Source organism: Acidovorax sp. Leaf160 (genome assembly GCF_001424265.1).
Lineage (GTDB): Bacteria > Pseudomonadota > Gammaproteobacteria > Burkholderiales > Burkholderiaceae_C > Paracidovorax.
The window spans coordinates 1-25,988 of the sequence record NZ_LMOV01000015.1 but is presented as its reverse complement, the minus strand read 5'-3'; the positions used below and the strand labels follow the sequence as shown (position 1 = coordinate 25,988).

General features: G+C 67.6%; 26 protein-coding genes and 1 tRNA gene. 14 read left to right on the top strand and 13 right to left on the bottom strand.

Features of this window, described 5'->3' with window-relative positions:
- Positions 1–18 precede the first annotated feature (18 nt).
- Positions 19–387 carry a translation initiation factor Sui1 gene (locus ASF94_RS10110; protein ID WP_056665388.1) on the top strand — a complete coding sequence of 123 codons (369 nt, stop codon included), beginning with the start codon at positions 19–21 and terminating at the stop codon, positions 385–387.
- 27 nt (positions 388–414) lie between these two features.
- Positions 415–642, top strand: coding sequence for a DUF3820 family protein (locus ASF94_RS10105; protein WP_056665385.1), 228 nt, complete (start codon positions 415–417; stop codon positions 640–642).
- Between the two features lie 141 nt (positions 643–783).
- Here ASF94_RS10105 and ASF94_RS10100 read toward each other — a convergent pair whose 3' ends face one another.
- Positions 784–1,692, bottom strand: a complete 909-nt coding sequence (locus ASF94_RS10100) for an HTH-type transcriptional regulator ArgP (protein WP_056665382.1) — start codon at positions 1,690–1,692, stop codon at positions 784–786.
- A gap of 70 nt (positions 1,693–1,762) precedes the next feature.
- Here ASF94_RS10100 and ASF94_RS10095 point away from each other — a divergent pair, with 70 nt between their 5' ends.
- The gene (locus ASF94_RS10095; protein WP_056665379.1) at positions 1,763–2,413 is read left to right on the top strand and encodes a LysE/ArgO family amino acid transporter; all 651 of its coding nucleotides are present in this window, start codon (positions 1,763–1,765) and stop codon (positions 2,411–2,413) included.
- A gap of 69 nt (positions 2,414–2,482) precedes the next feature.
- On the opposite strand, the gene ASF94_RS10090 is transcribed toward ASF94_RS10095, so the two are convergent.
- The 4 genes from ASF94_RS10090 to mfd all read right to left on the bottom strand — a co-directional run bounded on the left by ASF94_RS10090 (position 2,483) and on the right by mfd (position 9,012).
- Positions 2,483–3,274, bottom strand: a complete 792-nt coding sequence (locus tag ASF94_RS10090) for a MetQ/NlpA family ABC transporter substrate-binding protein (protein ID WP_056665376.1) — start codon at positions 3,272–3,274, stop codon at positions 2,483–2,485.
- A gap of 247 nt (positions 3,275–3,521) precedes the next feature.
- Positions 3,522–4,235, bottom strand: a complete 714-nt coding sequence (gene serB / locus ASF94_RS10085) for a phosphoserine phosphatase SerB (RefSeq protein WP_056665375.1) — start codon at positions 4,233–4,235, stop codon at positions 3,522–3,524.
- A 91-nt stretch (positions 4,236–4,326) separates the two neighbouring features.
- Complete coding sequence (locus tag ASF94_RS10080; protein ID WP_082493152.1) at positions 4,327–5,331, bottom strand: tripartite tricarboxylate transporter substrate binding protein; 1,005 nt, start codon at positions 5,329–5,331, stop codon at positions 4,327–4,329.
- A gap of 195 nt (positions 5,332–5,526) precedes the next feature.
- On the bottom strand, positions 5,527–9,012 hold the full coding sequence (gene mfd / locus ASF94_RS10075) for a transcription-repair coupling factor (protein WP_056665373.1): 3,486 nt from the start codon (positions 9,010–9,012) through the stop codon (positions 5,527–5,529).
- A gap of 232 nt (positions 9,013–9,244) precedes the next feature.
- Between mfd and ASF94_RS10070 the strand changes: the two genes are divergently transcribed.
- Together ASF94_RS10070 and ispF are read left to right on the top strand one after the other, a co-directional pair.
- Positions 9,245–10,090, top strand: coding sequence for a 2-C-methyl-D-erythritol 4-phosphate cytidylyltransferase (locus ASF94_RS10070; RefSeq protein ID WP_056665370.1), 846 nt, complete (start codon positions 9,245–9,247; stop codon positions 10,088–10,090).
- Between the two features lie 103 nt (positions 10,091–10,193).
- On the top strand, positions 10,194–10,703 hold the full coding sequence (ispF, locus tag ASF94_RS10065) for a 2-C-methyl-D-erythritol 2,4-cyclodiphosphate synthase (protein ID WP_056665367.1): 510 nt from the start codon (positions 10,194–10,196) through the stop codon (positions 10,701–10,703).
- A 139-nt stretch (positions 10,704–10,842) separates the two neighbouring features.
- Here ispF and ASF94_RS10060 read toward each other — a convergent pair whose 3' ends face one another.
- Positions 10,843–12,339 carry a sensor histidine kinase gene (locus ASF94_RS10060; RefSeq protein WP_056665364.1) on the bottom strand — a complete coding sequence of 499 codons (1,497 nt, stop codon included), beginning with the start codon at positions 12,337–12,339 and terminating at the stop codon, positions 10,843–10,845.
- Positions 12,340–12,422: 83 nt separating this feature from the next.
- The gene (ompR, locus tag ASF94_RS10055) at positions 12,423–13,154 is read right to left on the bottom strand and encodes a two-component system response regulator OmpR (RefSeq protein ID WP_056665362.1); all 732 of its coding nucleotides are present in this window, start codon (positions 13,152–13,154) and stop codon (positions 12,423–12,425) included.
- Positions 13,155–13,364: 210 nt separating this feature from the next.
- On the opposite strand from ompR, the gene ASF94_RS10050 reads away from it, so the two are divergent.
- Positions 13,365–14,087 carry an SIMPL domain-containing protein gene (locus ASF94_RS10050; protein WP_056665359.1) on the top strand — a complete coding sequence of 241 codons (723 nt, stop codon included), beginning with the start codon at positions 13,365–13,367 and terminating at the stop codon, positions 14,085–14,087.
- 281 nt (positions 14,088–14,368) lie between these two features.
- On the opposite strand, the gene ASF94_RS10045 is transcribed toward ASF94_RS10050, so the two are convergent.
- On the bottom strand, positions 14,369–15,151 hold the full coding sequence (locus tag ASF94_RS10045) for a 3-hydroxybutyrate dehydrogenase (protein WP_056665358.1): 783 nt from the start codon (positions 15,149–15,151) through the stop codon (positions 14,369–14,371).
- An 82-nt stretch (positions 15,152–15,233) separates the two neighbouring features.
- Here ASF94_RS10045 and ASF94_RS10040 point away from each other — a divergent pair, with 82 nt between their 5' ends.
- The 3 genes from ASF94_RS10040 (at position 15,234) to ASF94_RS10030 (ending at position 18,660) form a co-directional block, all read left to right on the top strand.
- Positions 15,234–16,211, top strand: coding sequence for an alpha/beta fold hydrolase (locus ASF94_RS10040; protein ID WP_056665453.1), 978 nt, complete (start codon positions 15,234–15,236; stop codon positions 16,209–16,211).
- Positions 16,208–18,460, top strand: a complete 2,253-nt coding sequence (locus ASF94_RS10035) for a bifunctional (p)ppGpp synthetase/guanosine-3',5'-bis(diphosphate) 3'-pyrophosphohydrolase (protein WP_056665355.1) — start codon at positions 16,208–16,210, stop codon at positions 18,458–18,460. Before ASF94_RS10040 ends, ASF94_RS10035 begins: the two co-directional genes overlap by 4 nt.
- A gap of 123 nt (positions 18,461–18,583) precedes the next feature.
- Positions 18,584–18,660, top strand: a tRNA-Val gene (locus ASF94_RS10030).
- A 200-nt stretch (positions 18,661–18,860) separates the two neighbouring features.
- Here ASF94_RS10030 and ASF94_RS10025 read toward each other — a convergent pair.
- The 3 genes from ASF94_RS10025 to hppD all read right to left on the bottom strand — a co-directional run bounded on the left by ASF94_RS10025 (position 18,861) and on the right by hppD (position 21,743).
- On the bottom strand, positions 18,861–19,565 hold the full coding sequence (locus tag ASF94_RS10025) for an SDR family NAD(P)-dependent oxidoreductase (protein ID WP_056665354.1): 705 nt from the start codon (positions 19,563–19,565) through the stop codon (positions 18,861–18,863).
- Complete coding sequence (phhA, locus tag ASF94_RS10020) at positions 19,562–20,470, bottom strand: phenylalanine 4-monooxygenase (protein WP_056665350.1); 909 nt, start codon at positions 20,468–20,470, stop codon at positions 19,562–19,564. Before phhA ends, ASF94_RS10025 begins: the two co-directional genes overlap by 4 nt.
- Before the next feature lie 190 nt (positions 20,471–20,660).
- Positions 20,661–21,743: a 4-hydroxyphenylpyruvate dioxygenase gene (gene hppD / locus ASF94_RS10015; protein ID WP_056665450.1), complete on the bottom strand. Its 1,083-nt coding sequence runs from the start codon at positions 21,741–21,743 to the stop codon at positions 20,661–20,663.
- 324 nt (positions 21,744–22,067) lie between these two features.
- Here hppD and ASF94_RS10010 point away from each other — a divergent pair, with 324 nt between their 5' ends.
- From ASF94_RS10010 to ASF94_RS21240, 5 genes are all read left to right on the top strand, one after another.
- Entirely contained in the window at positions 22,068–22,373 is a 306-nt protein-coding gene (locus ASF94_RS10010; protein ID WP_056665348.1) for a hypothetical protein, read from the top strand.
- On the top strand, positions 22,373–22,645 hold the full coding sequence (locus ASF94_RS10005; RefSeq protein ID WP_056665345.1) for a hypothetical protein: 273 nt from the start codon (positions 22,373–22,375) through the stop codon (positions 22,643–22,645). Before ASF94_RS10010 ends, ASF94_RS10005 begins: the two co-directional genes overlap by 1 nt.
- 192 nt (positions 22,646–22,837) lie before the next feature.
- Positions 22,838–23,002, top strand: coding sequence for a hypothetical protein (locus ASF94_RS21245; protein WP_156382496.1), 165 nt, complete (start codon positions 22,838–22,840; stop codon positions 23,000–23,002).
- Between the two features lie 222 nt (positions 23,003–23,224).
- A complete protein-coding gene (locus tag ASF94_RS10000) occupies positions 23,225–23,668 on the top strand; it encodes a hypothetical protein (protein WP_156382495.1) in 444 nt (147 codons plus the stop codon).
- A gap of 593 nt (positions 23,669–24,261) precedes the next feature.
- Positions 24,262–24,552, top strand: coding sequence for a hypothetical protein (locus tag ASF94_RS21240; RefSeq protein ID WP_156382494.1), 291 nt, complete (start codon positions 24,262–24,264; stop codon positions 24,550–24,552).
- A gap of 183 nt (positions 24,553–24,735) precedes the next feature.
- Here the strand turns inward: ASF94_RS21240 and ASF94_RS09995 are convergent, their stop codons facing one another.
- Entirely contained in the window at positions 24,736–25,539 is an 804-nt protein-coding gene (locus tag ASF94_RS09995) for an aldolase/citrate lyase family protein (protein ID WP_056665340.1), read from the bottom strand.
- 83 nt (positions 25,540–25,622) lie between these two features.
- The coding region (locus tag ASF94_RS09990) for an aldehyde dehydrogenase family protein (RefSeq protein ID WP_156382493.1) at positions 25,623–25,988 on the bottom strand (366 nt) is incomplete at its 5' end.

Sequence of the window (25,988 nt, the reverse complement as noted above, 5' to 3'; positions counted from 1 at the left end):
CACCCACCGGAGCCTGCCATGCGCCTGAGCGACCTCGGCGGCCTCGTCTACAGCACCGATGCCGGCCGAATGTGCCCGGACTGCCGCAGGCCGGTGGCGCAGTGCTCCTGCGCGGCCGACCGCGCCGCCGCGGCGGTGCCTGCGGGCGACGGCATCGTGCGGGTGTCGCGCGAGACGAAGGGGCGGGGGGGCAAGGCGGTGACGCTGGTGAAGGGGGCGCCTCTGCCGGCGGCGGAACTGGCGCAACTCGGCAAACAGCTCAAGGCGGCCTGCGGTACTGGCGGCACGGTGAAGGACGGCGTGATCGAGGTCCAGGGCGACCATGTGGAGCGCGTCATGCAGTCGCTGCAGTCCCAGGGCTACAAGGTCAGACGGTCGGGTGGCTGAAGCGTTGCGACGCCCGCAGGACAACGCATGAACCCCGAGCAACTCGAGCGGCTGCTGACCGTCACCATGCCGTATGGCAAGCACAAGGGCATGGCCATCGCCGACCTGCCGGGCAACTACCTGAACTGGTTCGCGCGCGAAGGCTTTCCTGCCGGCGACCTGGGCCGGTTGCTGGCGCTGATGCACGAGATCGACCACAACGGTCTGAGCGACCTGCTTGCGCCGCTGCGTGCCGCGCGGCGGGGGCTGGCATAGCGCAGCGTTGGTGCGGGCGGGAGCCCTCATGGCCCGCTGGAGCGGCTTCCAGCATCAAATTGCCCGTTGGCGCAGGCAGAGTCTGGTGCTGTAGCTATAACTTAAATAGCAAATCGTGCCCGCAGGCCGCTCCACCCGTCCTTACGCGCCTTCGCCCAGCCAGCGATGCGCTGTCTCCATCACGCAGCGCGTCAGCCGCTCCAGACCGGCCTGGGCACTGCGCAGGTGCGCCCAGTACATCGGCACTTCCAAGGTCAGGCCGTGCGCGAAGTCCACCAGCCTGCCTTCGGCCAGCTGTTTGGCGATCAGCACCGTGGGGTGCATGCCCCAGCCCATCCCCCGCTCGCAGGCCTGCACATAGGCGAAGTTGCTGGGCAGGAAGTGGCGCGGCGGCGGCCGGCGCGGCAGGGCGAGGCCGTGCTTTTGCAGCCACTGGTCCTGCAGCCGGTCCTTGCGGTCGAAAGCCATCAGCGGGGCATCGGCCAGGGCTGGGGCGGTGGGGCCTTCGGCGAAATGGCGTGCGACGAAGGCGGGGCTGGCCGCCGCCACATAGCGCATGGTGCCCAGGGGCCAGGTGTTGCAGCCCGCAATGGCCGTGCCGGTGGCGGTGACGGCGGCCAGCACTTCGCCGTCGCGCAGCCGCTGCGCCGTGTGTTCCTGGTCGTCGATGCGGATGTCGAGCAACTCGTTGCCCCTGGCCGTGTACGCATGCATCGCCTCCAGGAACCAGGTCGACAGCGAGTCGGCATTCACTGCCAGCTTCACTGCGGGAGCCGGCACCTCATGGTCGGGCATCAGCGCGGGATTGGCGCGGCGCAGCTCGTTCTCCAGCAGGGCCACCTGTTCCAGATGCACGCAGAGCCGCCGGCCGGCGTCGGTGCCGGTGCAGGGAGTACCGCGCAGCACCAGCACCTGTCCGGCACGTTCTTCCAGCTGCTTCACGCGTTGCGAGACCGCCGAGGGGGTGACGTGCAGCTTGCGCGCCGCGCGCTCGAAACTGCCCTCGTTCACCACGGCGGCCAGGGCCTGCAGGCCTGCATAGTCGAGCATTCAGTTTTGCTTCACATTACTTAGGAGTTTTAAGTTTACTTAAAGCTGCCGCCTTTTCACAATCGGCGGCATGTGGAATCTTCTCGCTCCCTCCGTTTCCGCCTCGTGGCTGGCCGGCTTCACGGTGTGCCTGTCGCTGCTCGTTTCCATCGGCGCACAGAACCTCTATGTGCTGCGCCAGGCGGTGCAGGGCCGGCATGTGCATGCCTGCGTGGCTTGGTGCGTGATGAGCGACGCGGTGCTGATCGGCGTGGGCGTGGGCGGCATGGCGCAACTGTTGGGCGCATCGCCCGTGCTGGCCTACTACCTCACGCTGGGCGGCGCCATGTTCCTCTTCGCCTATGGCTGCTTCGCCTGGCACCGCGCCTTCTTCGCGCCCCAGGCCGGCCTGCGGGCGACGGGCCTGGCGGAGCGCAGCGTGGTCGGCGTGCTGGGCGCACTGGCCGTGATCACGCTGCTGAACCCGCATGTCTACCTGGACACCGTGGTGCTGATCGGCTCCATCGGCGCGCGGCAGGACGGCAGCCTGAAGTGGGTGTTCGTTGCGGGCGCGGCCTGCGCCAGCCTGCTGTGGTTCGTGCTGCTGGCCGTGGCCGGGCGGCGCTTGCAGGGCGTGTTCGCCAATCCGCTCGCCTGGCGTGTGCTGGACCTGATCACCGGTGCCACCATGTTCGCGCTGGCCTGGTGGGTGGGCAGCGGCCTGGCGGACAGGCCGCCATGAAAAAAGCGCCGTGGATCGCACGGCGCTGGAGGGGGGGAACGGGCGCGCCGCCTGGGCCGCGCGCCGTGCTCAGAAGGCGGGGACGATGGCGCCCTGGTACTTGTCCTGGATGAACTTCTTCACCTCGGGCGTGTGCAGCGCCTTCACCAGCTTCTGGAGGCTCGGGTCGTTGATGCGGTCGCGGCGGGCGGCCACCAGGTTGGCATAAGGCGAGTCGCCCGACTCGATGAACAGCGCGTCCTTCACCGGGTTGAGCTTGGCCTCGATGGCGTAGTTGGTGTTGATCAGCGCCAGATCGACATCGTCCAGCGCACGGGGCAGCAGGGCCGCCTCCAGCTCGCGGAACTTCAGCTTCTTCGTGTTCTTCACGATGTCGATGGGCGTGGACGTGATGACGCGCGGGTCCTTCAGTGTGATCAGCCCCTGCTTTTGCAGCAGCAGCAGAGCCCGGCCGGCATTCGACGGATCGTTCGGGATGGCGATGGTGGCGCCGTCCTTCAACTCGCTGATCGACTTGATCTTCCTGGAGTAGGCGCCGAAGGGCTCCACATGCACCTTGCCGCCCGGCACGGGGACGATGCTGCTCTTGCGGTCCTTGTTGTAGCTGTCCAGGTAGGGTTGGTGCTGGAAGAAGTTGACGTCCAGCTGCTTGTCTTCCACCGCCGCATTGGGCTGGATGTAGTCGCTGAATTCGCGAACCTGCAGATCCACGCCCTGGGCCTTGAGCTGGGGTTTCACGAAGTTCAGGATCTCGGCATGCGGCACGGCGGACGCTGCCACCTTCAGCACCGCGTCGGCGGCATGGGCGCCCAGGGCCAGAGAGGCGAGGGCGATGGCGGAGAGGGCTTTCTTGAGGGACATGTCGGCTTTCAAAAAACGGCTATCAGGGGGCAAGTCTATGGCCCCCGGAACAGGTAGACCAGGTTTTTATTGTCATATTGATATAACAGGGCACAACTTTATGCCGGATGGGTCGATCCGGGCGCTGGCGCCGTGTGGTGCTTGAATCAGCGCCAGTGCTCCCTGCGGCTGGCAGGGCTGCGAGTTAAACCCAGCGGTGCTCTCCCTGAATCGACGGCAACTCGGCTCGGCGCCGGTGCCGCCGCTTTTAGCGCAGCACTTCCAGCAACCGATCCAGCCCGCCTTCGTTGATCGCCACCTTGGCCTGCGCGCGCACCGCGGGCTTGGCGTGGAAGGCGACCGAGAGGCCGGCCACGCCCATCATGGGAAGGTCGTTGGCGCCGTCGCCCACGGCGATGGCCTGCGCCGGATCGATGCCCATCAGCGAGGCCACTTCCAGCAGCGTGCGGCGCTTTTCCGCGCCGTCGCAGATGTCGCCCCAGGCCTGGTCCAGCATGCGGCCCGTGAGCTGGCCGTCCTGGACTTCCAGCCGGTTCGACCGCGCCAGGTCGATCCCCAGGCGCGCCTTCACCCGGTCAGCGAAGAAGGTGAAGCCGCCGGAAACCAGCAGCGTGGTCAGGCCCGCAGTCTTGGCGGCGGCCACCAGTTCCTGTGCGCCCGGGTTCAGGCGCAGCCGTTCGGCGAATACCTGCTCCATGTGCTGCACCGTCACGCCCTTGAGCAAGGCCACGCGCTGGCGCAGGCTTTCCTTGTAGTCGGTGATCAGGCCCTGCATCGCGGCTTCGGTGATGGCGGCGACTTCAGCCTTGCGGCCGGCGGCGTCCGCGATCTCATCGACGCATTCGATGTTGATCAGCGTCGAGTCCATGTCGAAGGCGATGAGCTTGTAGTGCGACAAAGGGTGCAGGGTGGCATTGGCCTGCACGACAAGACCTGGGGCGAATTCGGTGGCGGCGTTCATGGGGAATGGAGAAGGAATGACGGGGCGGATTATCCCCGCCGCGCCGCCATGCCCGCTCCCTCTTAGGCTGGCGCTGGCTCTGGCTCTGGCGCTACTGCGGGGTCAGTCCGGCGGCCCTGACCAGATCGGCATGGAGCTTGATCTCTGCCGCGATGCTGTCTTTCAGGGACTGGCTGGTGCCCGGCGCTGCCTCCATGCCGCTGGCCTGCAGTTTGGCGACCGTGTCGCCGGCCAGCGCCGCATGGGCCGCGCGCTGCAGCCGCTCGACGATGGGCTGCGGCGTCTTCGCCGGCGCGAACAGGCCCACCCAGGCCGACAGTTCCACCTGCTGCACGCCGCTCTCGGCCATGGTGGGCAGCTGCGGCAGCACGGGCGAACGCTCGGGGCTCATCAGCGCCAACGCCTGCAGCTTGCCTGCCTGGATGTGGGGCAGCGCCTCGGGGAGGACGGCGAACATCATGTCCACATTGCCGGCCAGCGTGTCGTTGATGGCGGGCGCGCCGCCTTTGTAGGGCACGTGCAGCATGTCGGCACGGGTACGGGTGCCGAACATCAGCGCGGCCAGGTGCTGGGGGCTGCCATCGCCGGACGAGGCATAGGTCAGCTGCCCCGGGGCGGCCCTGGCGGCGGCCAGCACGGCAGCGACGTCGGGGAAGCGCTTGCCGTCCTTTACCACCAGCACCATGGGCTGGTTGACCAGGCGGGTGATGGGAACGAAGTCCGCCTGCGGGTCATACGGCAGGGTCTTGAAGATGCTCTTGTTGGTGGTGAGGAACGACGCCGGCGACACCATCAGCGTGTAGCCGTCGGGCGCCGCCCGCGCCACCAGCGGCGTGCCGATCTGCCCGGACGCCCCGGCCTTGTTGTCGACCACGAAGGGCTGGCCGAGCTCGGCGGCCATCTTGGTGGAGACGGTCCGCGCAATCATGTCGGCGCTGCCGCCGGCCGGCAGCGCGACGATCACCTTGACCGGACGGTCGGGGTAGCCAGCCTGGGCGTGCGCGGACGGAAGGCCGCCCCAGAGGGTTGCCCCGCAGGCGGCGAGTGCGCAGGGAAGGGATCGGCTGAAGGCGCGGATGGTGCGCAGCAGGGTCATGGCGGCTCCTGGGTTAAACCAAGTGACTTCGAAGCGCCGTGTGAAGCAAGTACCGCACCCGCTCATCCGCTCAACCGCTCATCCGCGCACCTGCTCACCCGCTCACCGGATGGCCATCCGCTGGAGCCCGTGAATGCCGACACCAGCGTAGGGCCGCGATCCGCCGCACCGCCTGCCTTCCGCCTGGCCGCGCCTTTACGCCGGCACGCCCTGCGCCAGCGGTTGCCCCAGGCTGCGCAGCACGTCGCGCACCAGCTGGGCCCGGTCCTTGGGCTCGGGCAGTTCGCGCTCGATGCGCAGCTTCTCGTTGCCTGCCAGCTTGATGTGCTTGTTCTTCTGGATCAGATGGATGATGGCCATCGGGTCCACCGGCGGCTGGGGCTTGAAGGTGATCGTGATGACGCCGGGCGCCGCGTCCACCTTCACCACGCCATAGGGCTGCGACAGCACGCGCAGGCGATGCACGTCGATCAGCGTCTGCGCCTGCGGCGGCAGCTTGCCGAAGCGGTCCACCAGTTCCTCCAGCAGCCCGTCGATCTGGTCGCTGGTCCGGGCGGTGGCCAGCTTCTTGTAGAACGAAAGCCGCAAGTGGACATCGCCGCAGTAGTCGTTGGGCAGCAGGGCCGGTGCGTGCAGGTTGATGTCGGTGGTGACCGAGAGCGGCGCCAGGAGGTCGGGCTCCTTGCCCGCCTTCAGCGAGCGCACGGCCTCGCTCAGCATCTCGTTGTAGAGCTGGAAGCCCACTTCCAGCATGTTGCCGCTCTGGTTCTCGCCCAGCACCTCGCCCGCGCCGCGGATCTCCAGGTCGTGCATGGCGAGGTAGAAGCCCGAGCCCAGCTCCTCCATCTGCTGGATGGCGTCCAGCCGCTGGGCGGCCTGCTTGGTGAGGCCCTCGACGTCCGGCACCATCAGGTAGGCATACGCCTGGTGGTGGCTGCGGCCCACGCGGCCGCGCAGCTGGTGCAGCTGCGCCAGGCCGAACTTGTCGGCGCGGCTCATGATGATGGTGTTAGCCGTGGGAACGTCGATGCCGGTCTCGATGATGGTCGAGCACAGCAGGATGTTGTAGCGCTGCGCCACGAAGTCGCGCATCACCTTCTCCAGCTCGCGCTCGGGCATCTGGCCGTGCGCCACGGCGATGCGGGCCTCGGGCAATATCTCTTCCAGCTTCTGGCGACGGTTCTCGATCGTTTCCACCTCGTTGTGCAGGAAGTAGCACTGCCCGCCGCGCTTCAATTCGCGCAGCACGGCCTCGCGGATCACGCCCGTGCCTTCGGTGCGCACGAAGGTCTTGATGGCCAGGCGCCGCTGCGGCGCGGTGGCGATCACGGAGAGGTCGCGCAGGCCTTCCAGCGCCATGCCCAGCGTGCGCGGAATGGGCGTGGCGGTGAGCGTGAGCACGTCCACCTCGGCGCGCAGCGCCTTCATCTGTTCCTTGTGGCGCACGCCGAAGCGGTGTTCCTCGTCGATGATGAGCAGACCCAGGTTGTGGAACTTGGTCGATTCGCTGAGCAGCTTGTGCGTGCCCACGACGATGTCCACCGTGCCATCGCCGATGCCCTTGATGGCGGCCGTGATCTCCTTGCCCGAGCGGAAGCGCGAGACCTCGGCGATCTTCACCGGCCACTTGCTGAATCGGTCGATGAGCGTCTGGTAGTGCTGCTCTGCCAGCAGCGTGGTCGGCGCGAGGAAGGCCACCTGCTTGCCGCCCGTGACGGCCACGAACGCCGCGCGCAGGGCCACCTCGGTCTTGCCGAAGCCCACGTCGCCGCAGACCAGCCGGTCCATGGGCTGGGGCGAGATCATGTCCTGGATGACGGCGTGGATGGCGGCGTTCTGGTCGGCCGTTTCCTCGAAACCGAAGTCGTTGGCGAATTGTTCGTAGTCCTGCGGGCTGTAGCGGAAGGCATGGCCTTCGCGGGCGGCGCGCCGGGCGTAGATGTTCAGCAGCTCGGCGGCGGAATCGCGCACCTGCTCGGCCGCCTTGCGCTTGGCCTTTTCCCACTGGCCGCTGCCCAGCTTGTGCAGCGGCGCCTCGTCGGCGGACACCCCCGTGTAGCGGCTGATGAGCTGCAGCTGGCTGACCGGCACGTAGAGCACGGCCTTGTCGGCGTATTCAAGGTGCAGGAACTCCTGCATCGCGGGTGTGCCGTCCGGGTTCTTCTGGCCCACATCCATGTGGATCAGCCCCCGGTAGCGGCCGATGCCGTGCGCGCTGTGCACCACCGGGTCGCCCAGGGTCAGCTCCGACAGGTCCTTGATGAGCGCCTCGACGTCGCTCACCTGCTCCTGCTTCTTGCGGCGGCGCGTGGTGGCGCCGGCGGCGAAGAGTTCGGTTTCGGTGACGAAGTCGATGCCTTCTTCCAGCCAGGCGAAGCCCGTGGCCAGGCCGGCGGTGGCGATGCCGACCTTCTCATCCTCCTGGCCCTGGAACTCGGCCAGCGAATCGAAGGCCGGCGGGTTCACGCCCGAGGCGCGCAGGAAGTCCAGCAGGCTTTCGCGCCGCCCGTCGCTTTCGGCGAGCAGCAGCACGCGGTGCTGCGTGTTGCGGATGTGCCCGTGCAGCCGCGCGAGCGGGTCTTCCGCGCCGCGCACCACCGACAGATCGCCCAGCTTCTGGAAGTGCGGGTTGTCCGCCACGTCGTCCACGCCGGGGCGCAGCGACAGTTGCGCATGCGCGTTGGCGCGGGTGTAGAACTGCTCGATGCCCAGGAACAGGGATTCCGGCGGCAGCGCCGGGCGGTCCGGGTCGCCCTGAACCAGGCGGTAGCGGTCCTTGGTGTCCTGCCAGAAGCGCTGGAAGGCCGGCTCCAGATCGCCGTGCAGCACCACGGTGGCGTCATCGCCCAGGTAATCGAACACGGTGGCCGTCTCCTCGAAGAAGAGCGGCAGGTAGTACTCGATGCCGGCGGTGGCCACGCCGTTGCCCATGTCCTTGTAGATGCGGCTCTTGGTGGGGTCGCCCTCCAGCAGCTCGCGCCAGCGGCTGCGGAATTTGGCCCGGGCTGCGTCGTCCATGGGGAATTCGCGGCCGGGCAGCAGGCGCACCTCGGGCACGGGGTAGAGGCTGCGCTGAGTGTCGGGGTCGAAGGTGCGGATGGAGTCGATCTCGTCGTCGAACAGGTCCACCCGGTACGGCACGGGCGAGCCCATGGGAAAGAGGTCGATCAGGCCGCCGCGCACGGCATATTCGCCGGGGCTGACCACCTGCGACACATGGCTGTAGCCGGCCAGCGTGAGCTGGGCGCGGAACTTGGCTTCTTCCAGCTTCTGCTTGACCTTGAAGTGGAAGGTGTAGGCCGCCAGGAAGGAAGGCGGGGCGACCCGGTAGAGCGCCGTGGTGGCCGGGACCAGCACCACGTCGGCGCCGGTGTCCCGGTCTTTCTGGCTGATGCGCCAGAGCGTGGCCAGGCGCTCGCTGATGAGGTCCTGGTGGGGCGAGAAGGTGTCGTAGGGCAGCGTCTCCCAGTCGGGAAACAGCGCGCAGCGCAGCCCGGGCGCGAAGAACGCCATCTCGTCGATCAGGCGCTGGGCGTCGGTGGCGTCGGCGGTGACGATGGCGACCGTGCGGCGCTCGGCCTTCTCGCGCTCGCCCAGGCGGGCCAGCAGCAGGGCATCGGCGCTGCCCACGGGGCGGGGCAGGGTGAATCGTTTACCGGGGGAGAGTTTGGGCAGTTCCATGCGGAGGTGGGGGCTGGAGGCCGTGGGCGCCGGGGCGCGAAGGTGCGCCCGAGGCGGCGCGACGGCCATCGCCAGATTCTAGGGAATGTCTTGATGACTGACCGGGGCGTGGACATCGGCACACGCCCACTGCTGCAGCGCCACCTGCGCGGTGAATGCGGCAGCGCCAACGCTGTATATGGGGGCGACGCCCGCTGCTGCAATGCGGGCTGGCTCGTAGAATCCGCGCCTCATGACCATCGACCCTCAAGCCGCCTTCACCTCCACCGTGCCCCTGGGTGCCGCGGGCCGTTTCTGGGCGGTGCTGCCCTGTGCCGGCGTGGGCGCGCGGGCGGTGGCCAGCGGCGGCGCGGGCGCAGGCGGCGTGCCATTGCCCAAGCAGTACCAGCCGGTGGCTGGCCATCCGCTGGTGATGCATACCCTGGCCGCCTTTGCCGGCGTGGGCCGGCTGCTGGGCACGCTGGTGGCCGTGGCGCCGGGCGACTCGTTCTTCGAGAGCCACGCCCATGGCCTGACCACCTTCTTCGTGCTGCCCTGCGGCGGCGCCACCCGGGCCGACACGGTGCGGGCCAGCCTGCGGGCACTGCAGGAGCGCGGGGCGGAGGGCGACGACTGGGTGCTGGTGCACGACGCCGCCCGTTGCCTGGTCACCACCGCGCAGATCGATGCCCTGATCGATGCCTGCGCGGGCGACGCGGTGGGGGGCCTGCTGGCGCATAAGCTGGCCGACACGCTCAAGACCGCGACCAAGGGCCCCGGCGGCGTGCGCGTGGCCAGCACGGTGGACCGCAGCGACAAATGGCTGGCACAGACGCCGCAGATGTTCCGCCTCGGGCCGCTGCTGCAGGCACTGGAGCAATTCGGCAACCAGGCCACCGACGAGGCAAGCGCGATGGAGGCCATGGGCCTGCACCCGCGCCTGGTGCCCGGAGGCGCGCAGAACTTCAAGGTCACCTACCCGGACGACTTCGCGCTGGCCGCCGCCGTGCTGGCCCAGCGCATGCACGGCGCTACGCTGGAGCGTTTCGGCGGCCAGCGCGGCGAGGCATCCGCCGTTCCGGCGCGCACCATTTTCTGAAGCAGCCGCCGCGCCTGGAGCGGCGCAGGCGGCCCAGGCGGGCCGGCACGCCGGGCGTCTTCGGGCGGCGACACCACTACCGACATACAAGCGAAGGGCACACATGGATCTGCGAATTGGCGAAGGCTGGGATGTACACGCACTGGTGCCCGGCCGAAAGCTCATCATCGGCGGCGTGGAGATTCCGCACGCCATGGGCCTGCTGGGGCATTCCGATGCCGACGTGCTGCTGCACGCCATCACCGACGCCCTCCTGGGCGCGGCGGCGCTGGGCGACATCGGCAGCCACTTTCCCGACACCGACCCGGAGTTCAAGGGCGCCGACTCGGTCGCCCTGCTGGTGGAGGCCGCACGCCGCGTGCGTGCGCGGGGCTGGGACATCGGCAACATCGACACCACGGTGATCGCCCAGGCGCCGCGGCTGGCGCCCCACATTCCCGGCATGCGTGCGCGCATCTGCGCGGCCCTGGGGCTGGAAGACGACCAGGTCAACATCAAGGCCAAGACGGCCGAGCGCCTGGGCCCGGTGGGCCAGGGCCTGGCCATCGAAGCGCGGGCGGCGACGCTGCTGACGCGGGAGAAGCGGCCCGCTCCAAGCGTGCCGGCGGGCTGAGCAAGGTGGGGTTTGGCTGGGTCGCCTCCGGCCCGGCCAGGCCGAGGCGGGACGGGGCTGCGGCGGTCCCTAGACACGCCCAGGCCAAGGGGCAGTCGGCAGCCCCGACACTGCAAGCGCGCCCCGCACCCCGCAGCCTTCAGGTCAGCGGCCCCACGTCGGTATCGCGCGGCGGCAGATGCCGCTTGATCTGCGGGCGCTGCAGGCGCTGCTTGGGGTCCTTGCCAGCGGGCAGCTCGGCGCGCTGCAGCTGGATGTGCGCCACCAGCCCACCCGAGGACGAGTTGGCCAGCGCGAAGATGCCGCCCATGCGCTGCACCGTCTTGTCGACGATGGACAGACCCAGGCCGGCGCCTGCGGCGGCGGTCCGGGCGGTGTCGCCACGGAAGAAGGGCTTGGTCAGGCTGGCCAGCTGTTCGGGCGGCACGCCGCTGCCGTGGTCACGCATCTTGACCAGCACCCATTTCTCGCGGCCCTTGGCGGCGATGTCCACCGTGGTGGTGCCGGTGTCGGCCGACTTGCCGTAGCGCCGCGCGTTCTCCAGCAGATTGGAGATGACGCGCGCCAGCTCGACCTCGTCGGCCATCACGTTCAGGTCTTCCGGCACGTTCATGGTGATCTGCAGCTCGCGGTGGTTCTGCACCGCATACACGCAGGACGACACCACTCCGTGCAGGTTCACCGGGGTGAGGGTGACATGCTCGGGCCGCGCATAGTCCAGGAACTTGTCGATGGTGGCGTCCAGCTGCACGATGTCGGCCACCATGTGCTCGCGGGCGACATCGTCGTTCACGCTCATCTCGGTTTCCAGCCGCAGGCGGGCCAGCGGGGTGCGCAGGTCGTGCGAGATGCCGGCCAGCATCACGGCGCGGTCCTGCTCCAGCTTGGCGAGTTTCTGCGCCATGCGGTTGAAGCCGATGTTGACCTCGCGGATCTCGCTGGTGACGACTTCCTCGTCGAGCTGGCTGGCCGCGAAGTCGCCGTCGCGCACGCGGTTGGCGGCATACGACAGCTGTTTCAGCGGCCGGTTGATCAGCCGGGCGATGGCCGCCGCACCTGCCAGCGACAGCGCGCCGGCCGTGATCAGCCAGATCAGCCACGTCTTGCCGCCGGCGGCGCTCAGGCGCGAGCGGTCCATCAGCAGCCAGTTCGGGTCGCCATTGATGGTGAAGCCGACCCAGAGGCCGGCTTCGCCGTTCACGTTGTTGGCCACGATGGTGCCGGGGCCCAGGCGCAGCGTCAGCTCTTCGGTCAGGCGCGCACCCAGGGCGGTGGGGTCCAGCAGCTCGAAATGGTCACCGGGCTCGCGCGGCAGGATCCGCACGCCTTCCTGGTCGGCCATGGTCTTGATGAGCGACACGCGGGCGATGGCGTCGGCATGCACCAGGGCGGCGCGGCTCAGGTTGACGAGGGAGGCGATCTGCTGGGCCGTCTGCAGAGTGCGCGGCTCGAATTCCAGCGCCCTCAGCGTCTGCAGCCAGGCCAGGATGCTGCCGACCAGCAGCAACGCCAGCAGGAAGAAGGTCCGCCAGAAGAGGTTCAGCCCGACGCGACCGCGCGACACGCGCGGCGTGGGCGGCGTGTCGAGCGGGGCCGGGCTGGTGGCATCCGAGGATGCTTCGTAGGAGGCGCTCATGCGATGGGGGTGGAAGGGCGGGCGCCGCACGTTCCGCCAGGAGCGCCAGCGGACAGGGCAGGTGCGCCGCGCGCCCGATCGGGTTAGTTGGCGCCGTCCGGCACGAACACGTAGCCCACGCCCCAGACGGTCTGGATGTAGCGCGGTGCGGCGGCGTCCACCTCGACCAGCTTGCGCAGGCGGGAGACCTGCACGTCCAGGCTGCGGTCGAAGGGCTCGAACTCACGCCCGCGGGCCAGGAGGGCCAGCTTTTCGCGCGACAGCGGCTGCCGGGGGTGGCGCACCAGCGCCTTCAACATGGCGAACTCGCCCGTCGTCAGCGGCAGCTCCTCGCCGTTGCGCTGCAGTGCGCGGGTTCCCAGGTCGAACGTGAAGGGGCCGAAGGTGACGACTTCGTTCTCGCCCGAGGGAGCGCCTGGGGCTTCCTGCGGAGGACGGCGGCGCAGCACCGCGTGGATGCGGGCCAGCAGCTCGCGGGGGTTGAAGGGTTTGCCCAGGTAGTCGTCGGCACCCACTTCCAGGCCGACGATGCGGTCCACGTCCTCGCCCTTGGCCGTCAGCATGATGATGGGCGTGCGGTCGTTGGCAGCACGCAGGCGGCGGCAGATGGACAGACCATCCTCGCCCGGCATCATCAGGTCCAGCACGATCAGATCCACCGTTTCGCGCAGCAGGATGCGGTTCAGCGCCTTGCCGTCTTCCGCCACCATGACCTCGAAGCCCTCCTGCGTCAGGTAGCGGCGAAGCAGGTCGCGAATGCGCGCATCGTCGTCCACCACGAGAACTTTGTCGGTACGGTTGGTTGTTGAGGCCATTTCTTTCCCAGGTCCTATTTGTAACAGAGCCGATTCTGACCATGTTGGCGACCAAAGTTCATGTTTTTGGCCACAACAAGACCAACTGTTACAAGTCTTGCGGAGTCGTGCACGACCGCCGATCTCCGTTCACGATCGGTGCGCACAAAGCCGTTTAAGGTGCGACCACCCGGCTCGGATGGAGCTGCAACCTTCCAAGGAAAGCGTTCGATGACACTGAAGATGACTCGCAAATTCATAGCGGCCAGCGCCCTGTTGGCCTGCGCTGGAGCCGCCCTTGCCCAGACCACGGTTCCTGCGCCGGAGAACGTGCTGCAGCTGTCGGCCACCGGCACCGTGGAGGTGCAGCAGGACGTGCTGGTGATGACGTTGGGCACGACCAAGGAGGGCGCAGATGCGAATGCAGTGCAGACACAGCTGAGGCAGGCCATCGACACTGCCTTGACAGAAGCCAAGCGAGACGTAAAGCCGCAGCAGCTGGATGTGCGCACGGGCACCTTCGGCCTGTATCCGCGCTACGGCAAGGATGGCAAGGTCAACGGCTGGCAGGGCCGGGCGGAACTGGTGCTGCAGGGGCGCGACTTTCCTCGCATCACCTCCACCGCCGCGCGCATCCAGACGCTCTCGATCTCGCAGGTCGGCTTCGATCTGTCGCGCGAGGCCCGCGCCCGGGTGGAAGGCGAAGCGCAGACCCGCGCCATCGAGGCGTTCAAGGGCCGCGCCACCGAACTCGCGCGTGGGTTCGGCTTCAACGGCTACACGCTGCGCGAAGTGGCAGTGAACAACAACGAGATGATTCCCGGCCCCCGCATGCCGATGATGGCCAAGGCCGCGTCGGCCATGTCGATGGGCGCGGAGGACAGCGGCATTCCGGCCGAGGCCGGCAAGGCGCAGGTGGTCGTCAACGTGTCGGGCTCGGTGCAGTTGCGCTGATCTCCGGGCAGGCCGCGGCAGGCGCTCTCCTGGCCCCGCCAGGCCCGCGCCCGCTGGCGAAGCCGCTGCGATGGGACTTCCGGTCATTGCCGCCCGGGCGTGTCTCGCGGCGGCCTTTCGACCCACTCAAACAGACTGGCAGGGCTGACAGAGGGTGAAACCGCGGTCGCTGGCCGTGGGAGGTACAGATCTTCAAGGCTTTTTGGGCCCGCTGCGCTCGATCTGCCTGCGCTTGTTGCTATTAAAATAATAGCAAACGGCGCGCCGCCCGCCCAAAGGCCCTACTGCGCCGACCAGGCGCCGTCCATGGCCCAAGCCACGCCGCGCACGTTGGCGGCAGCCGGCGTGCAGAAGAACACCGCCAGTTCGCCCAGCTCTTCGGGCGTGGTGAACTGCATCGAAGGTTCCTTCTCCCCCAGCAGCATTTTCTTGGCGTCCTCGTTGGAGAGCCCGTGCTCAGCCGCCTTGGCGTCCACCTGTTTTTGCACCAGCGGGGTCAGCACCCAGCCGGGGCAGATCGCGTTGCAGGTCACGCCGGTGGTGGCGTTTTCCAGCGCGGTCACCTTGGTCAGCCCGACGATGCCGTGCTTGGCCGCCACATAGGCCGACTTCTGGGCCGACCCGACCAGCCCGTGCACCGATGCGATGTTGATGATGCGGCCCCAGTTCGCCGCGCGCATGGCGGGCAGGGCCAGGCGCGTGGTGTGGAAGGCGCTCGTCAGGTTGATGGCGATGATGGCGTCCCACTTGTCGACGGGGAAGTCCTGCACGCTGGCCACGTGCTGGATGCCGGCGTTGTTGACGACGATGTCCACGCGGCCGAACTGGCTGGCGCTGTACTTCATCATGTCTTCGATGTCGGCGGCGCGGCTCATGTCGGCGCCGTGGTAGGCCACGCGGGCGCCGGCCGACTCGCCGGCGGCCAGCACCTCGGCGCGCGGCCCGTCGACGTCGCCGAAACCGTTGAGCACTACGTTCGCACCTTGCCGCGCCAGCGCCTTGGCGATGCCGAGGCCGATGCCGCTGGTGGAGCCCGTGACGAGGGCGGTCTTGCCGTTCAGCATGAGAGTCGCTTTCCAATGAATTAGGATGACCGCCAGCATATCAAGCACCTTTGACGCACTGCCGTTCGCGCAGCTTTTTTCCATGACCGAACCCACGCTGAACCATGTCCATTGCCCCGGTGTGTCCGCCGCTGACCCAGCGGGGGCGCCCGTCATCCCTGGCAAGGGGCACCGCATGGCGTACTGGGAATGGAATGACACCGGCGACGCGGCGCACCCCCACGTGGTGATCTGCGTGCATGGCCTGTCGCGCCAGGGGCGTGACTTCGACGTGCTGGCCCGTCGGCTGAGCCGGCATGCCCGCGTCATCTGCCCCGACGTGGCAGGCCGTGGCCACAGCGACTGGCTGGCCGACCCGGCGGCCTACCAGGTGCCGGTGTACGCCGGCGACATGCTGGCACTGCTGGCGCAGGTGCATGCCCAGGCCCTCATCGGCACGCTGGACTGGGTGGGTACCAGCATGGGCGGGCTGATCGGCATGGCGGTCTGCGGGCAGCCGGGGTTGCCCCTGCCGGTGCCGGTGCGCCGGCTGGTGCTGAACGATGTCGGCCCGGTGATCGAATGGCAGGCGCTGCAGCGCATCGGAACCTACCTGGGGCGGCCGGTGCGGTTCGACTCCGAGCAGCAGGCGGCCGATGCGCTCTGGGCCATCTCAAGCGGCTTCGGGCCGCATACGCCCGAGCAATGGCTGGCGCTCTCGCGTGGCATGCTGCGCGAAGACCGGCAGGGCGGGCAGGGTGGCTTCACCCTGCATTACGACCCGGCCATCGCGGTCCCGTTCCGCGCCGTGACGCAGGAGGCGGCACGGGCCGGCGAGGCGCTCCTCTGGCAGCTCTACGACCAGATCACCGCGAAGGTGCTGCTGCTGCGCGGCGCCGAGTCCGACCTGCTGTCGCCCGCCACCGCAGCCCTGATGGCCCGGCGCGGCCCGCAGGCCGCCTGCCTGGAGTTGGCCGGTGTGGGCCACGCACCCACGCTGGTAGCCGACGATCAGGTCGAAGCCGTGGCACGGTTTCTGGGCACCGACGCGGCTGGCGACACCGAGGGTGCGCGCGCATGAAGAGCAGCACCATCGGGCAGCCCCTTCCCGGCGGCGGCCACGCGGGCGCACGCGCCGACGGCGTTCCCCAGCTCATTGCCGCGACGGCGCACGCCCTGCCGGAGCAGGCCGACGCGCTGGCCCGCGCCCGCGCCTTCGCCGAACCCCTGCTGACCGGCGAGACGCTGGAAACCGGCGAGAACACGCTGGAACACGCGGATGCGGTGGCCGCCATCCTCAAGGGCATCGGCGGTTCCGAGGCCATGCAGGCGGCCAGCTACCTGGTGCATGCGTCCTCGCACCTGAACAAGCCCGAGGAGGTCATCAGCAAGGCGTTCGGCGAGCATTTCGCCGCCCTGGCGGTGGAGACCACCAAGCTCATGCGCGTGCAGCAGCATGCCCGCGAGGCGCAGCTGTCGGGCGTGCAGGTGGACGACCCCGCCACGCAGACCGAGAACGTGCGCAAGATGCTGCTGGCTTTCTCGCGCGACCTGCGCGTGGTGATGCTGCGGCTGGCATCGCGCCTGCAGACGCTGCGCTTCTATGCGGCCTCCAAGCGGCCGGTGTCGCCCGGCATCGCCCGCGAGGCGCTGCAGGTGTTCGCCCCGCTGGCCAACCGGCTGGGCATCTGGCAGATGAAATGGGAGCTGGAAGACCTGTCGTTCCGGTTCCTCGAACCCGACACCTACAAGCAGATCGCCCGCCTGCTGGATGAAAAGCGCGCCGAGCGCGAGCTGTACATGGAGCAGTTGCGGGGCCGCGTCGAGTCGGAGCTGCGGGCGCGCAGCATCAGCGCCAGCGTGCAGGGCCGGCCCAAGCACATCTACAGCATCGTCAAGAAGATGCGCGGCAAGGCGCTCGACTTCGATCAGGTGCTCGACATCCGTGCGCTGCGCGTGGTGGTGCCCTCCGTGAAGGACTGCTATGCGGCGCTGTCGTGGGTGCACCAGCAGTTCCGCCCGCTCGAGGCCGAATTCGACGACTACATCGCCCGGCCGAAGCCGAACGGATACCAGTCGCTGCACACCGTGGTGCGCGACGATGCCGGCAAGCCGATCGAGATCCAGATCCGCACCCAGGCCATGCATGACCATGCCGAACACGGCGTGGCGGCGCACTGGGCTTACAAGGAGGCCGGCACCAAGGGCTACGCCGGGGTATCGGCCAGTGGCGAGTACGACGCAAAGATCGCCGTGCTGCGGCAGCTGCTGGCGTGGGAGCGCGACCTGGCAGGTTCCGCGCGGCACAGCGGCCTGTTCGAGGACCGCATCTACGTGCTGACGCCGGACGCCGCCGTGATTGAACTGCCCCAGGGCGCGACGCCGGTCGACTTCGCCTACACCGTCCACACCAGCGTCGGCCACCGCTGCCGTGGCGCTCGGGTGGACGGGGTGATGGTGCCGCTGAACACGCCGCTGCAGAACGGGCAGACGGTGGAAATCACCACCGTGAAGGAAGGCCGCCCGTCGCGGGACTGGCTGAATGCCGAACTCGGCTACCTCACCAGCCACCGCGCCAAGGCGAAGGTTCGCGCCTGGTTCAACGCCCAGGCCACCCACGAAACGGTGGCGCGCGGTCGCGAAGCCGTGGAAAAGCTGCTGCAGCGCGAAGGCCGCACCGCCATGAAGCTGGACGACCTGGCCGTGCAGCTGGGGTTCAAGACGGCCGATGCCCTGTTTGAGGTGGTGGGCAAGGACGAGTTTTCGCTGCGCACCATCGAGACGCTGCTGCGGCCGCCGGAGCCCGCCGGCCAGGCCGACGAGTATTCGCCGATCAAGAAAGCCCGGGCTCCCGACGCCAGCGGCAAGGGCGGCGTGCTGGTGGTCGGCATCGATTCGCTGATGACGCAGTTGGCCAAGTGCTGCAAGCCAGCCCCTCCTGACGCCATCCGCGGCTTCGTCACGCGCGGCAAGGGCGTCAGCGTGCACCGCGCAGACTGCAGCAACTTCCGCGAAATGGCGGCGCGCAGCGGCGAGCGGGTGATCGAGGTCGAATGGGGCCGCCCCAAGACTTCGGCGACCCCTGCGGCCCCGGCTGCCGTCTACCCGGTGGACGTGTCGGTCGAAGCTTCCGATCGCCAGGGGCTGCTGCGAGATGTCTCGGAAGTCTTTGCGCGAGAGAAGACCAACGTGATCGGCGTGCAGACCCAGTCCGTGAAGGGCACGGCGTGGATGACGTTCACCGTGGAGGTTTCCGACTCGGGGCGGCTGGGCAAGGTGCTGGCCATCGTGGCCACCGTGCCGGGCGTGCGTTCGGCCCGGCGGCGATGACGAGGATGACGGTGGCGATCCAGGTCTTCGCAACGGCCGCCACCGATCTTTCTGAGAAAAAAGCCACGCGATATTTCTGGAGGCGCTTTTCTTGGTGCTAGAATCGCATTCTCGAATACAAACAGGCGCGTAGCTCAGCTGGTTAGAGCACCACCTTGACATGGTGGGGGTCGTTGGTTCGAGTCCAATCGCGCCTACCAACTAACCATTGGTAAAAAAGCCTTCTAGACCTTGGTCTAGGAGGCTTTTTCTTTTCCGGCGTCGGTTCCAGCCCTTGGGTCTCGCCAGGCCCTGCCCAGTCCCTATTGGGGGTGCGCCGGGGCGGTCGACTCGGCAAGGACCTCGGTGGGCAGCACTCCTTCCCGCAAGGGCGGGTGCCTCCCCCCCCCCCCGCGCACTGTCAGCTGAGTCCTGTGACCGGCAGCGAGGCACCGTGGATGGCGCGGGCCTGCTCGGATGCGAGGAACACGATCGCTGCCGCCAGATCGCCCGGCGCCACCCAGCGCGCAGGGTCCGCGTCCGGCATCGCCGCGCGGTTTTCGGCGGTGTCGATGATGGTGGGCAACACGCAGTTCACGTTGATGCCACGCTCCTTCAGTTCTGCCGACGCGGCCTCGGTGACCCGCGCGAGCGCGCTTTTCGATGCCGTGTAGGCGCCCATTCCCGCAACGCCGCGCATCGCCGCATGGGCGCCCACATTGACGATGCTGCCGCGCTGTTGCGCCAGCATGGTGGGCACGGTGGCTTCCATCATGTGCACGGCGGTTCGCAGGTTCACGGCGAACAGGAAGTCCCAGTCGCCGACCGGTGTTTCATGCACGGCCGGGCCCATCCTGAAGCCGCCGGCCAGGTTGCACAGCACGTCGACGCGGCCCCACTGCGCCATGGTCTTTTCCACCGCCGTGCGAGCGCCGGCCTGGGTCGTGAGGTCCGCCGCGACGAGAAGGCGGTTGGCGTTCGATGGCCCGAAGGAACGCTCCAGTGCCTCCTGGTGCAGACCGACCAGCGCCAGCCGCCCGCCCGCATCGGCAAACGCCGTTGCCACGGCCTGGCCCAGGTTGCCTCTGGCGCCGGTGATGAGAACGACCTTGTTCTTGAATGTCATTGCGCAGATCCTTGGGCTTTGCGTTGCCCGTGATGGTAGGTGCCCACGCCGCGGGTGATGACCCGGTCGGCCGGCAGAACGTCACCCGGTTCGTAGTCGGGTCGGCCGTCCACCTCGCGGTAGACCGGACCGAAATCGATGCGGGCCAGATCCAGCAGCTGCTCGAGGTTGTCGACGACGAAATACGTTTCCTGGAAGTCGTCGATACGGTATCTGGTCTGCATGACCCGCGCGAGGTCGAAGGCGATCCGGTTGGGTGAGTCGGAATCGAGCGAGAACACGCTTTCCGTATAAGAGCTGGCAATACCGGCGCCGTAGATGCGCAGGCCGTCCGTCTGCTGCACCAGACCGAATTCCACCGTGTACCAGTAGACCCGGGCCAGATGGTCCAGCACGCCGAGGCTTTGCGCCCGCAGGCCGCCCTGGCCGTAAGCCTGGATGTAGTCGGCGATGGCCGGGTTCATGAGCATGGGCACATGGCCGAATACGTCGTGGAAGACATCGGGTTCTTCCAGGTAATCCAGTTCATGCGGCTTGCGGATGAACTGGCCGGCCGGAAAGCGTCGATGGGCCAGATGGTCGAAGAAGACCTCGTCCGGCACCAGGCCCGGAACGGCAACCACCTCCCAGCCGGTCTGCTTGACCAGCATGTCGCTCAGGCGCCGGAAGTCCGGGATTTCGTCCGGGCCCATCGGCAGACGGGCCATGCCGTCGACGAATTCGTCGCAGGCCCGGCCCGCGAGCATCCTGGCTTGCCGCTCGAACAGCGTTTTCCAGGTCGCATGGTCTTCGGCGGTGTACCGCTCCCATCCCTGTTCGATGGTCCAGTCGGCGCGGGCGGGTTTGAACTCGGCGCCGGCGGCGAGCCCATGTTTGACTTCAGCATCCACGGTGGCGGATTTCATCGTTGCACCTCCGGCAGCGGGCCGTGCCTGTCTCCGTCGCCTGGCGCGCGTGAGGAGGTCATCTTGTCTCGCTGGGTTCTTTGGGTGAGGACGCTCCGCAGTGCTGCAGACGGGCCGCGGCACTGCGCAACGCAGGATGGCGAGCGGCCCGTGGCCGCCAAGCCGTGAGGAGGTGGAGCGAAGCGCCGCGTCAGGCGGCCTGGAGCACGCCACGCTCGATCTGATCGCGTTCCAGCGACTCGAACAGGGCCTTGAAATTGCCCTCGCCGAATCCTTCGCGATAGTCGCCCTTGCGCTGGATGAACTCGAAGAACACGGGGCCCATGACGGTGCCCGAGAAGATCTGCAGCAGCAGACGGGGCGTGCCGTTTTCCGTGGTGCCGTCCAGCAGGATGCCGCGGGATTTCAGCTCGTCGGCGTTCTCGCCGTGTCCCGGCAGGCGGCCGTCCAGCATCTGGTAGTAGGTGTCCGGGGGGGCCTTCATCAGCGGCACGCCGGCGTCGCGCAGGCTGTCTACCGCCGAGAGCAGGTCGTCGGTCAGCAAGGCGATGTGCTGAATGCCTTCTCCGTTGAACGCCATCAGATATTCCTCGATCTGGCCCGAACCCTTGGCGGATTCTTCGTTCAACGGGATGCGGATCATCCCGTCCGGTGCGGTCATCGCCTTCGAGGTCAAGCCCGTGTATTCGCCCTTGATGTCGAAATAGCGGATCTCCCGGAAGTTGAAGAACTTCTCGTAGAACGATGCCCAGTAGGCCATGCGCCCACGGTACACGTTGTGCGTGAGGTGGTCGACGATCTTGAAGCCGTGTCCGCGCGGCTTGCGATCAACGCCTTCGATGAATTTGAAGTCGATGTCGTAGATCGACTGCCCCTCCTCGAACCGGTCGATGAGGTAGAGCGGCGCCCCGCCAATGCCTTTGATGGCAGGAAGGCGCAGCTCCATGGGACCGGTCTGCACATCCACCGGCTGAGCGCCGAGTTCGATCGCCCGGTTGTACGCCGCATGCGCGTCTCGCACCCGGAAGGCCATGCCGCAGGCGGACGGACCATGCTCCGCCGCGAAATAGGCGGCAGGGCTCTGTGCCTCGCGGTTGACGATGAAGTTGATGTCGCCCTGGCGGTAGAGATCGACGTTCTTCGATCGATGGTGGGCCACCAGCGTGAACCCCATCTGCTCCAGAACGGGTTCCAGAACACCTGGGGTGGGGGAGGCGAATTCGACAAACTCGAAACCCATCAAACCCATTGGATTGTCAAAAAGATCCGCCATCGCCATGTCTCCGAATTAGTGGTGAAGATGCCATCGATGGTAGACAGCGTGCCCCGCATGTTTCATGCAGATTGAGCATTGGCGCGAGCGTACGCGCGGGAAACCTGTGAATCTGCTGGCTCATGTGGAGGCACGGTGCGTCGTAGCCTTTTATTGCGCGTGCTTCAAGCGCCTGTTGAGGTGAGGTCCTTCGCATTGCGCCCTGCGGCCGACGCGGCCATCTGACGGACTGGTGGGCGCTTTCGGGGAAAGAAAGTCGCATGCGAAACAGCTTGCTGGATGCCTGTTCATGCTGTAAATTTAAACAGTATCAAGGAGCCTGTAATGCAACCATTCGACCAAGCCCCCTATCTCGTCAGACTCTGCGATGCCCCGTCATCGCTGCCTCATGATGCAAAAGCCGCCGCAGAGGCCCGATATGCCCGCGAACTCGAACGGCTGCTGGGCGGTCCTTACGAGGTGACTGCGGCATTCGACATCATGTCCGGCCTGGAGTATGCCGACACGGTGTCGGATGTGGAGAAGGCCGTGGCTCTGCGATGGCAGCGCGCCGCATCCACTGCCCGCGACCGTGCGCTGTCCCCGATCGGCGACGCAGAGGAAGCGTACTTCGAGCTGCGGCCGAACTGATGGATCAGGTCGCCATTGCGGTGCTGGGGGCCGTCGCAGTGTGGCTTTCTCAAAGCCGCCATGCGTCCCGCCGCCGGTGGGCTTGCGTCTTCGGCCTGTTGGGCCAACCCTTCTGGTTCTACGCGGCCTGGCAGGGCCAGCAGTGGGGCATCTTCGGCGTGTGCCTGATGTACTCGCTTGCCTGGATACGGGGCTTCTGGATCCACTGGATTGCTCCGCAGGCGCCCTCGGGTCTTGGAACGATTCAGATCACGCCAGGGCGGCAGCGCTGAAAGACGGTTCCGCCTGGGGCGCCCCACATCCGGGCAGTGAGGGCTTGGCGCACTCGCTGGCGAAGGGCGGGAGGCAAAGGGCCGAGGGCCTAGGGCGCTGGCGGAGGGCGGCCGTGACGCAGCGATCTTGTCCGACGCGGCACAGGGGCGGTCCTGGTGGAAGTTGGCTGCTCACAACTTCAGGAGCACCCCATGGACACTACCAAGGACAAGGAAACAGGTCGGCCCGATCTGCCTACGCACACCCGCCGCGCGCCTGCGGGCCAGGATCGTCGCCGGGGCGCCTGGATCATCATTGCTGTCGTGCTGGTGGCCGTGGTGGTCAGTGCGGTTTCCAGCATCTTTCCGATCTGGTGAGGCCCTGACATGGACACAACAAGCGTTGGTGGCTCGGACACGGCTCATGTTCGATTCCGCGCCGGGATGGGACCGGGGCACGCAGTGCTAGGCGAAGTGGGCCGCTGGGCTGCAGCACAGGCTCGACAGTGGAAGTCCTACACCTTTCGAGCGGCAGGGCCCACAGGGCTCTTCACCGCTCGGGCTTAGCTTCAAGGTCTCAACTTTGAAGGAGACTCTCCCATGGTCAACAAGCAACTTCTCGCGGCCCTGTGTGCATCTGGTGCTCTGATGCTCGGACCGGCAATGGCCCAGTCGGGCGGCGGCACTGGCTCCGGCTCTGGCGGCATGGGCGGGGGCGCGGGCAGCTCGGTGAGCGGCTCCGGTTCCTCCTCTTCCTCGACTGGCGGCACGACCGGCTCGTCAGCTACCGGCACGGGTGCCACCTCGGGACAGGGCGCCGGCTCGGCCACGCACGGCTCGGGTGCCGCACACGGCGGGGCCATGGGCTCCGGTTCCCACAGCGGCAGTGGCGCCAAGAGCGGCATGGACAGCTCCAAGTCCGGCTCCAAGGCCACGGGCTCTGACAAGACGCGCGTCAACCCCGGCGTGGGTGACCGCGCCTCGGCCACCATGCCATCCACCCAGACGGGCAGCGCGCCCAACGGCGGCAAGGACGGCAAGTAATCACATGGGGTGACCCGCCCCGTTTGAATGGACGGGGCGGTGCCCGCCGTGGATATCCGTCAGAAGGTGCAGAGCGGGCTCTGCACTTTTTTTCGTCTGTAGGTCCGGAAGGCCCCGCGTGGCGCATCTCGAGCGGGTTCGGAGCGGATCACGAAACCAGCTACGTGAGGCAGGTGTGTCATGTGCGCCGGGCTTTGGGCGGCCGGCCTCTGCCGGTCCAGGGGCGGATCAAAACCCCCTAAGCACCTGAACCTGCCGGCCCAACGACGCCTCCATAAGGCCAGTCACCCAGAAAACCCGCGTTATCTGCCTCGGAAAAAAGAAACCCGCCACGAGGGGCGGGTGAACTTGCGAATGTTCGCAAGGGAGGGAGGTGTCGAGGGGGTATCGACAAAACTGAGTATGAGGTATGGGCAAAGAGCTTGCCGTAGGACTGTGCGCCATCGTGTTGGCAGCTTCGGGGCTCTCGAATCGCGGCGCAGTGAGGCCTCCACTGTCATCAGTCGGTGTCTGACAAGCTGTTGCCATTCGAATCGATACCTTACGAACTACAGCCATGCATTGATCGGCTGAGTTCGTCCAAGGAGGACCGCATGCGAAACCCCGTAGGGCACATGATTTCCGGCCATCGCACTGGCCTGGCGCACGCCGAAGATGGCATGGGAGACGTCCGGGTATTCTGGCTTGCGGCGGCGATCGCGGTATTGGCCGTGGTCGCAGTCGTGGCGGTCAAACTCAATGGACGGGACGTCCGCTCTGCCCTTTTCGGCAACGTATGGACGTGGAGCCAACCAGTGCGGTCCGCGCCTGCCGTGGCCGTGGTCACTTCCGGGCGCGATGCGGCGTTCAAGCTCGAGCCGAACTCCGCCCAACTGGCACGCTGACCGCTTGCGGTGGTGGGTTCTGGCCCCGCCGTGGCCAGACCCGGTGGTCTGTGCCACGGTCGGCCACCGGCCCGCTCGCACATCCATGAGGTCCAGGTTTTCGAAGCGAGGCGACGAACGCAGCGTCTGCAATCAGGCCGCGGAGCAAGCGGCCTTGTGGCTACCGGGCACCGGCAACCCCTCTCAATAGCCTGCGCCGCGCTGCGGGGCCACGGCTGGCCCGGCGCCCGCGAACTCCGCTCGCAACCGCCGAGCAGCGCCCACAAACATCAGCACATCCACCCCCACGGCCACGAAGGTGCAGCCCAGATCCAGGTAGCGGCGCGCCAGAGCAGGGTCAGACGTCAGCGTGCCAGCCGCCTTGCCGCTCGCGACGATGGTGCGCATGGCGTCTTCGATGGCGGCTTGCACGTCGGGGTGGCCGGGGTTGCCCCGGTGCCCCATCGACGCCGCAAGGTCGGCCGGACCGATGAAGACGCCATGAACACCTTCCACCGCGCAGATCTCGGGCAGGCTGCGGAGGGCCGCCACGGTCTCTGCCTGAACCAGCAGGCAGACCTCTTCGTCGGCCACCGCCAGGTAATCGGCACGGCCGCTCCATTGCGACACACGTCCGACAGCGCTGCCCACGCCCCGAATGCCGTGCGGCGGGTACTGGGTGGCAGCGGCGATGGCGCGGGCCTGTTCGGGCGTGTCGACCATCGGCACGAGGAGGGTGCGCGCACCGATGTCCAGCACCTGCTTGATGAGCGCCGTGCTGCCTTCGGCAATGCGGACCACGGGTTGTGAAGGGTAGGGCGCCACGGCCTGCAGCGCGCCGAGCGTGCTGCGCAGGTCGTTGGGCGCGTGCTCGCCGTCGATCAGCAGCCAGTCGTAGCCCGTGGTCGCGGCGGCCTCGGCGAGGTAGGGGTCGGCCATCGAGAGCCACAGGCCGACCTGCGGCTGGCGGGCGGCAAGGGCTGCCTTGAAGGGGTTGTGTGCGGGCATCTGGGTGTTCTCTGGTCGCGTGCGAAGGATGGGGTGGGCTGCGGAGTGCGAAAGGTTGCGGCCGGCGGAACCGACCGGCGGCATCAGTCGACGCCGCCCTGGCAAAGGTACTTGGTGTGCAGATAGTCGTCCAGCCCATGGGTGGAGCCTTCCCGCCCATAGCCCGACTCCTTCACGCCGCCGAAGGGCGCGGCCTCGGCCGCGAGCGCGCCTTCATTGACGCCCACGATGCCCGTCTCCAGCAACCCCGCCACCCGCCAGATCCGCCGCACGTCCTGGCTGTAGAAGTAGGCGGCCAGCCCGAAGGGCGTGTCGTTGGCCGCGGCGATGACTTCCGCTTCGCTCTCGAACACGGTGAGCGGCGCCACCGGCCCGAAGGTTTCCTCGCACGCGCAGGCCATGGTGGCGTCCGCCCCCGTGAGCACGGTGGGCGCGTAGTAGGTGGCGCC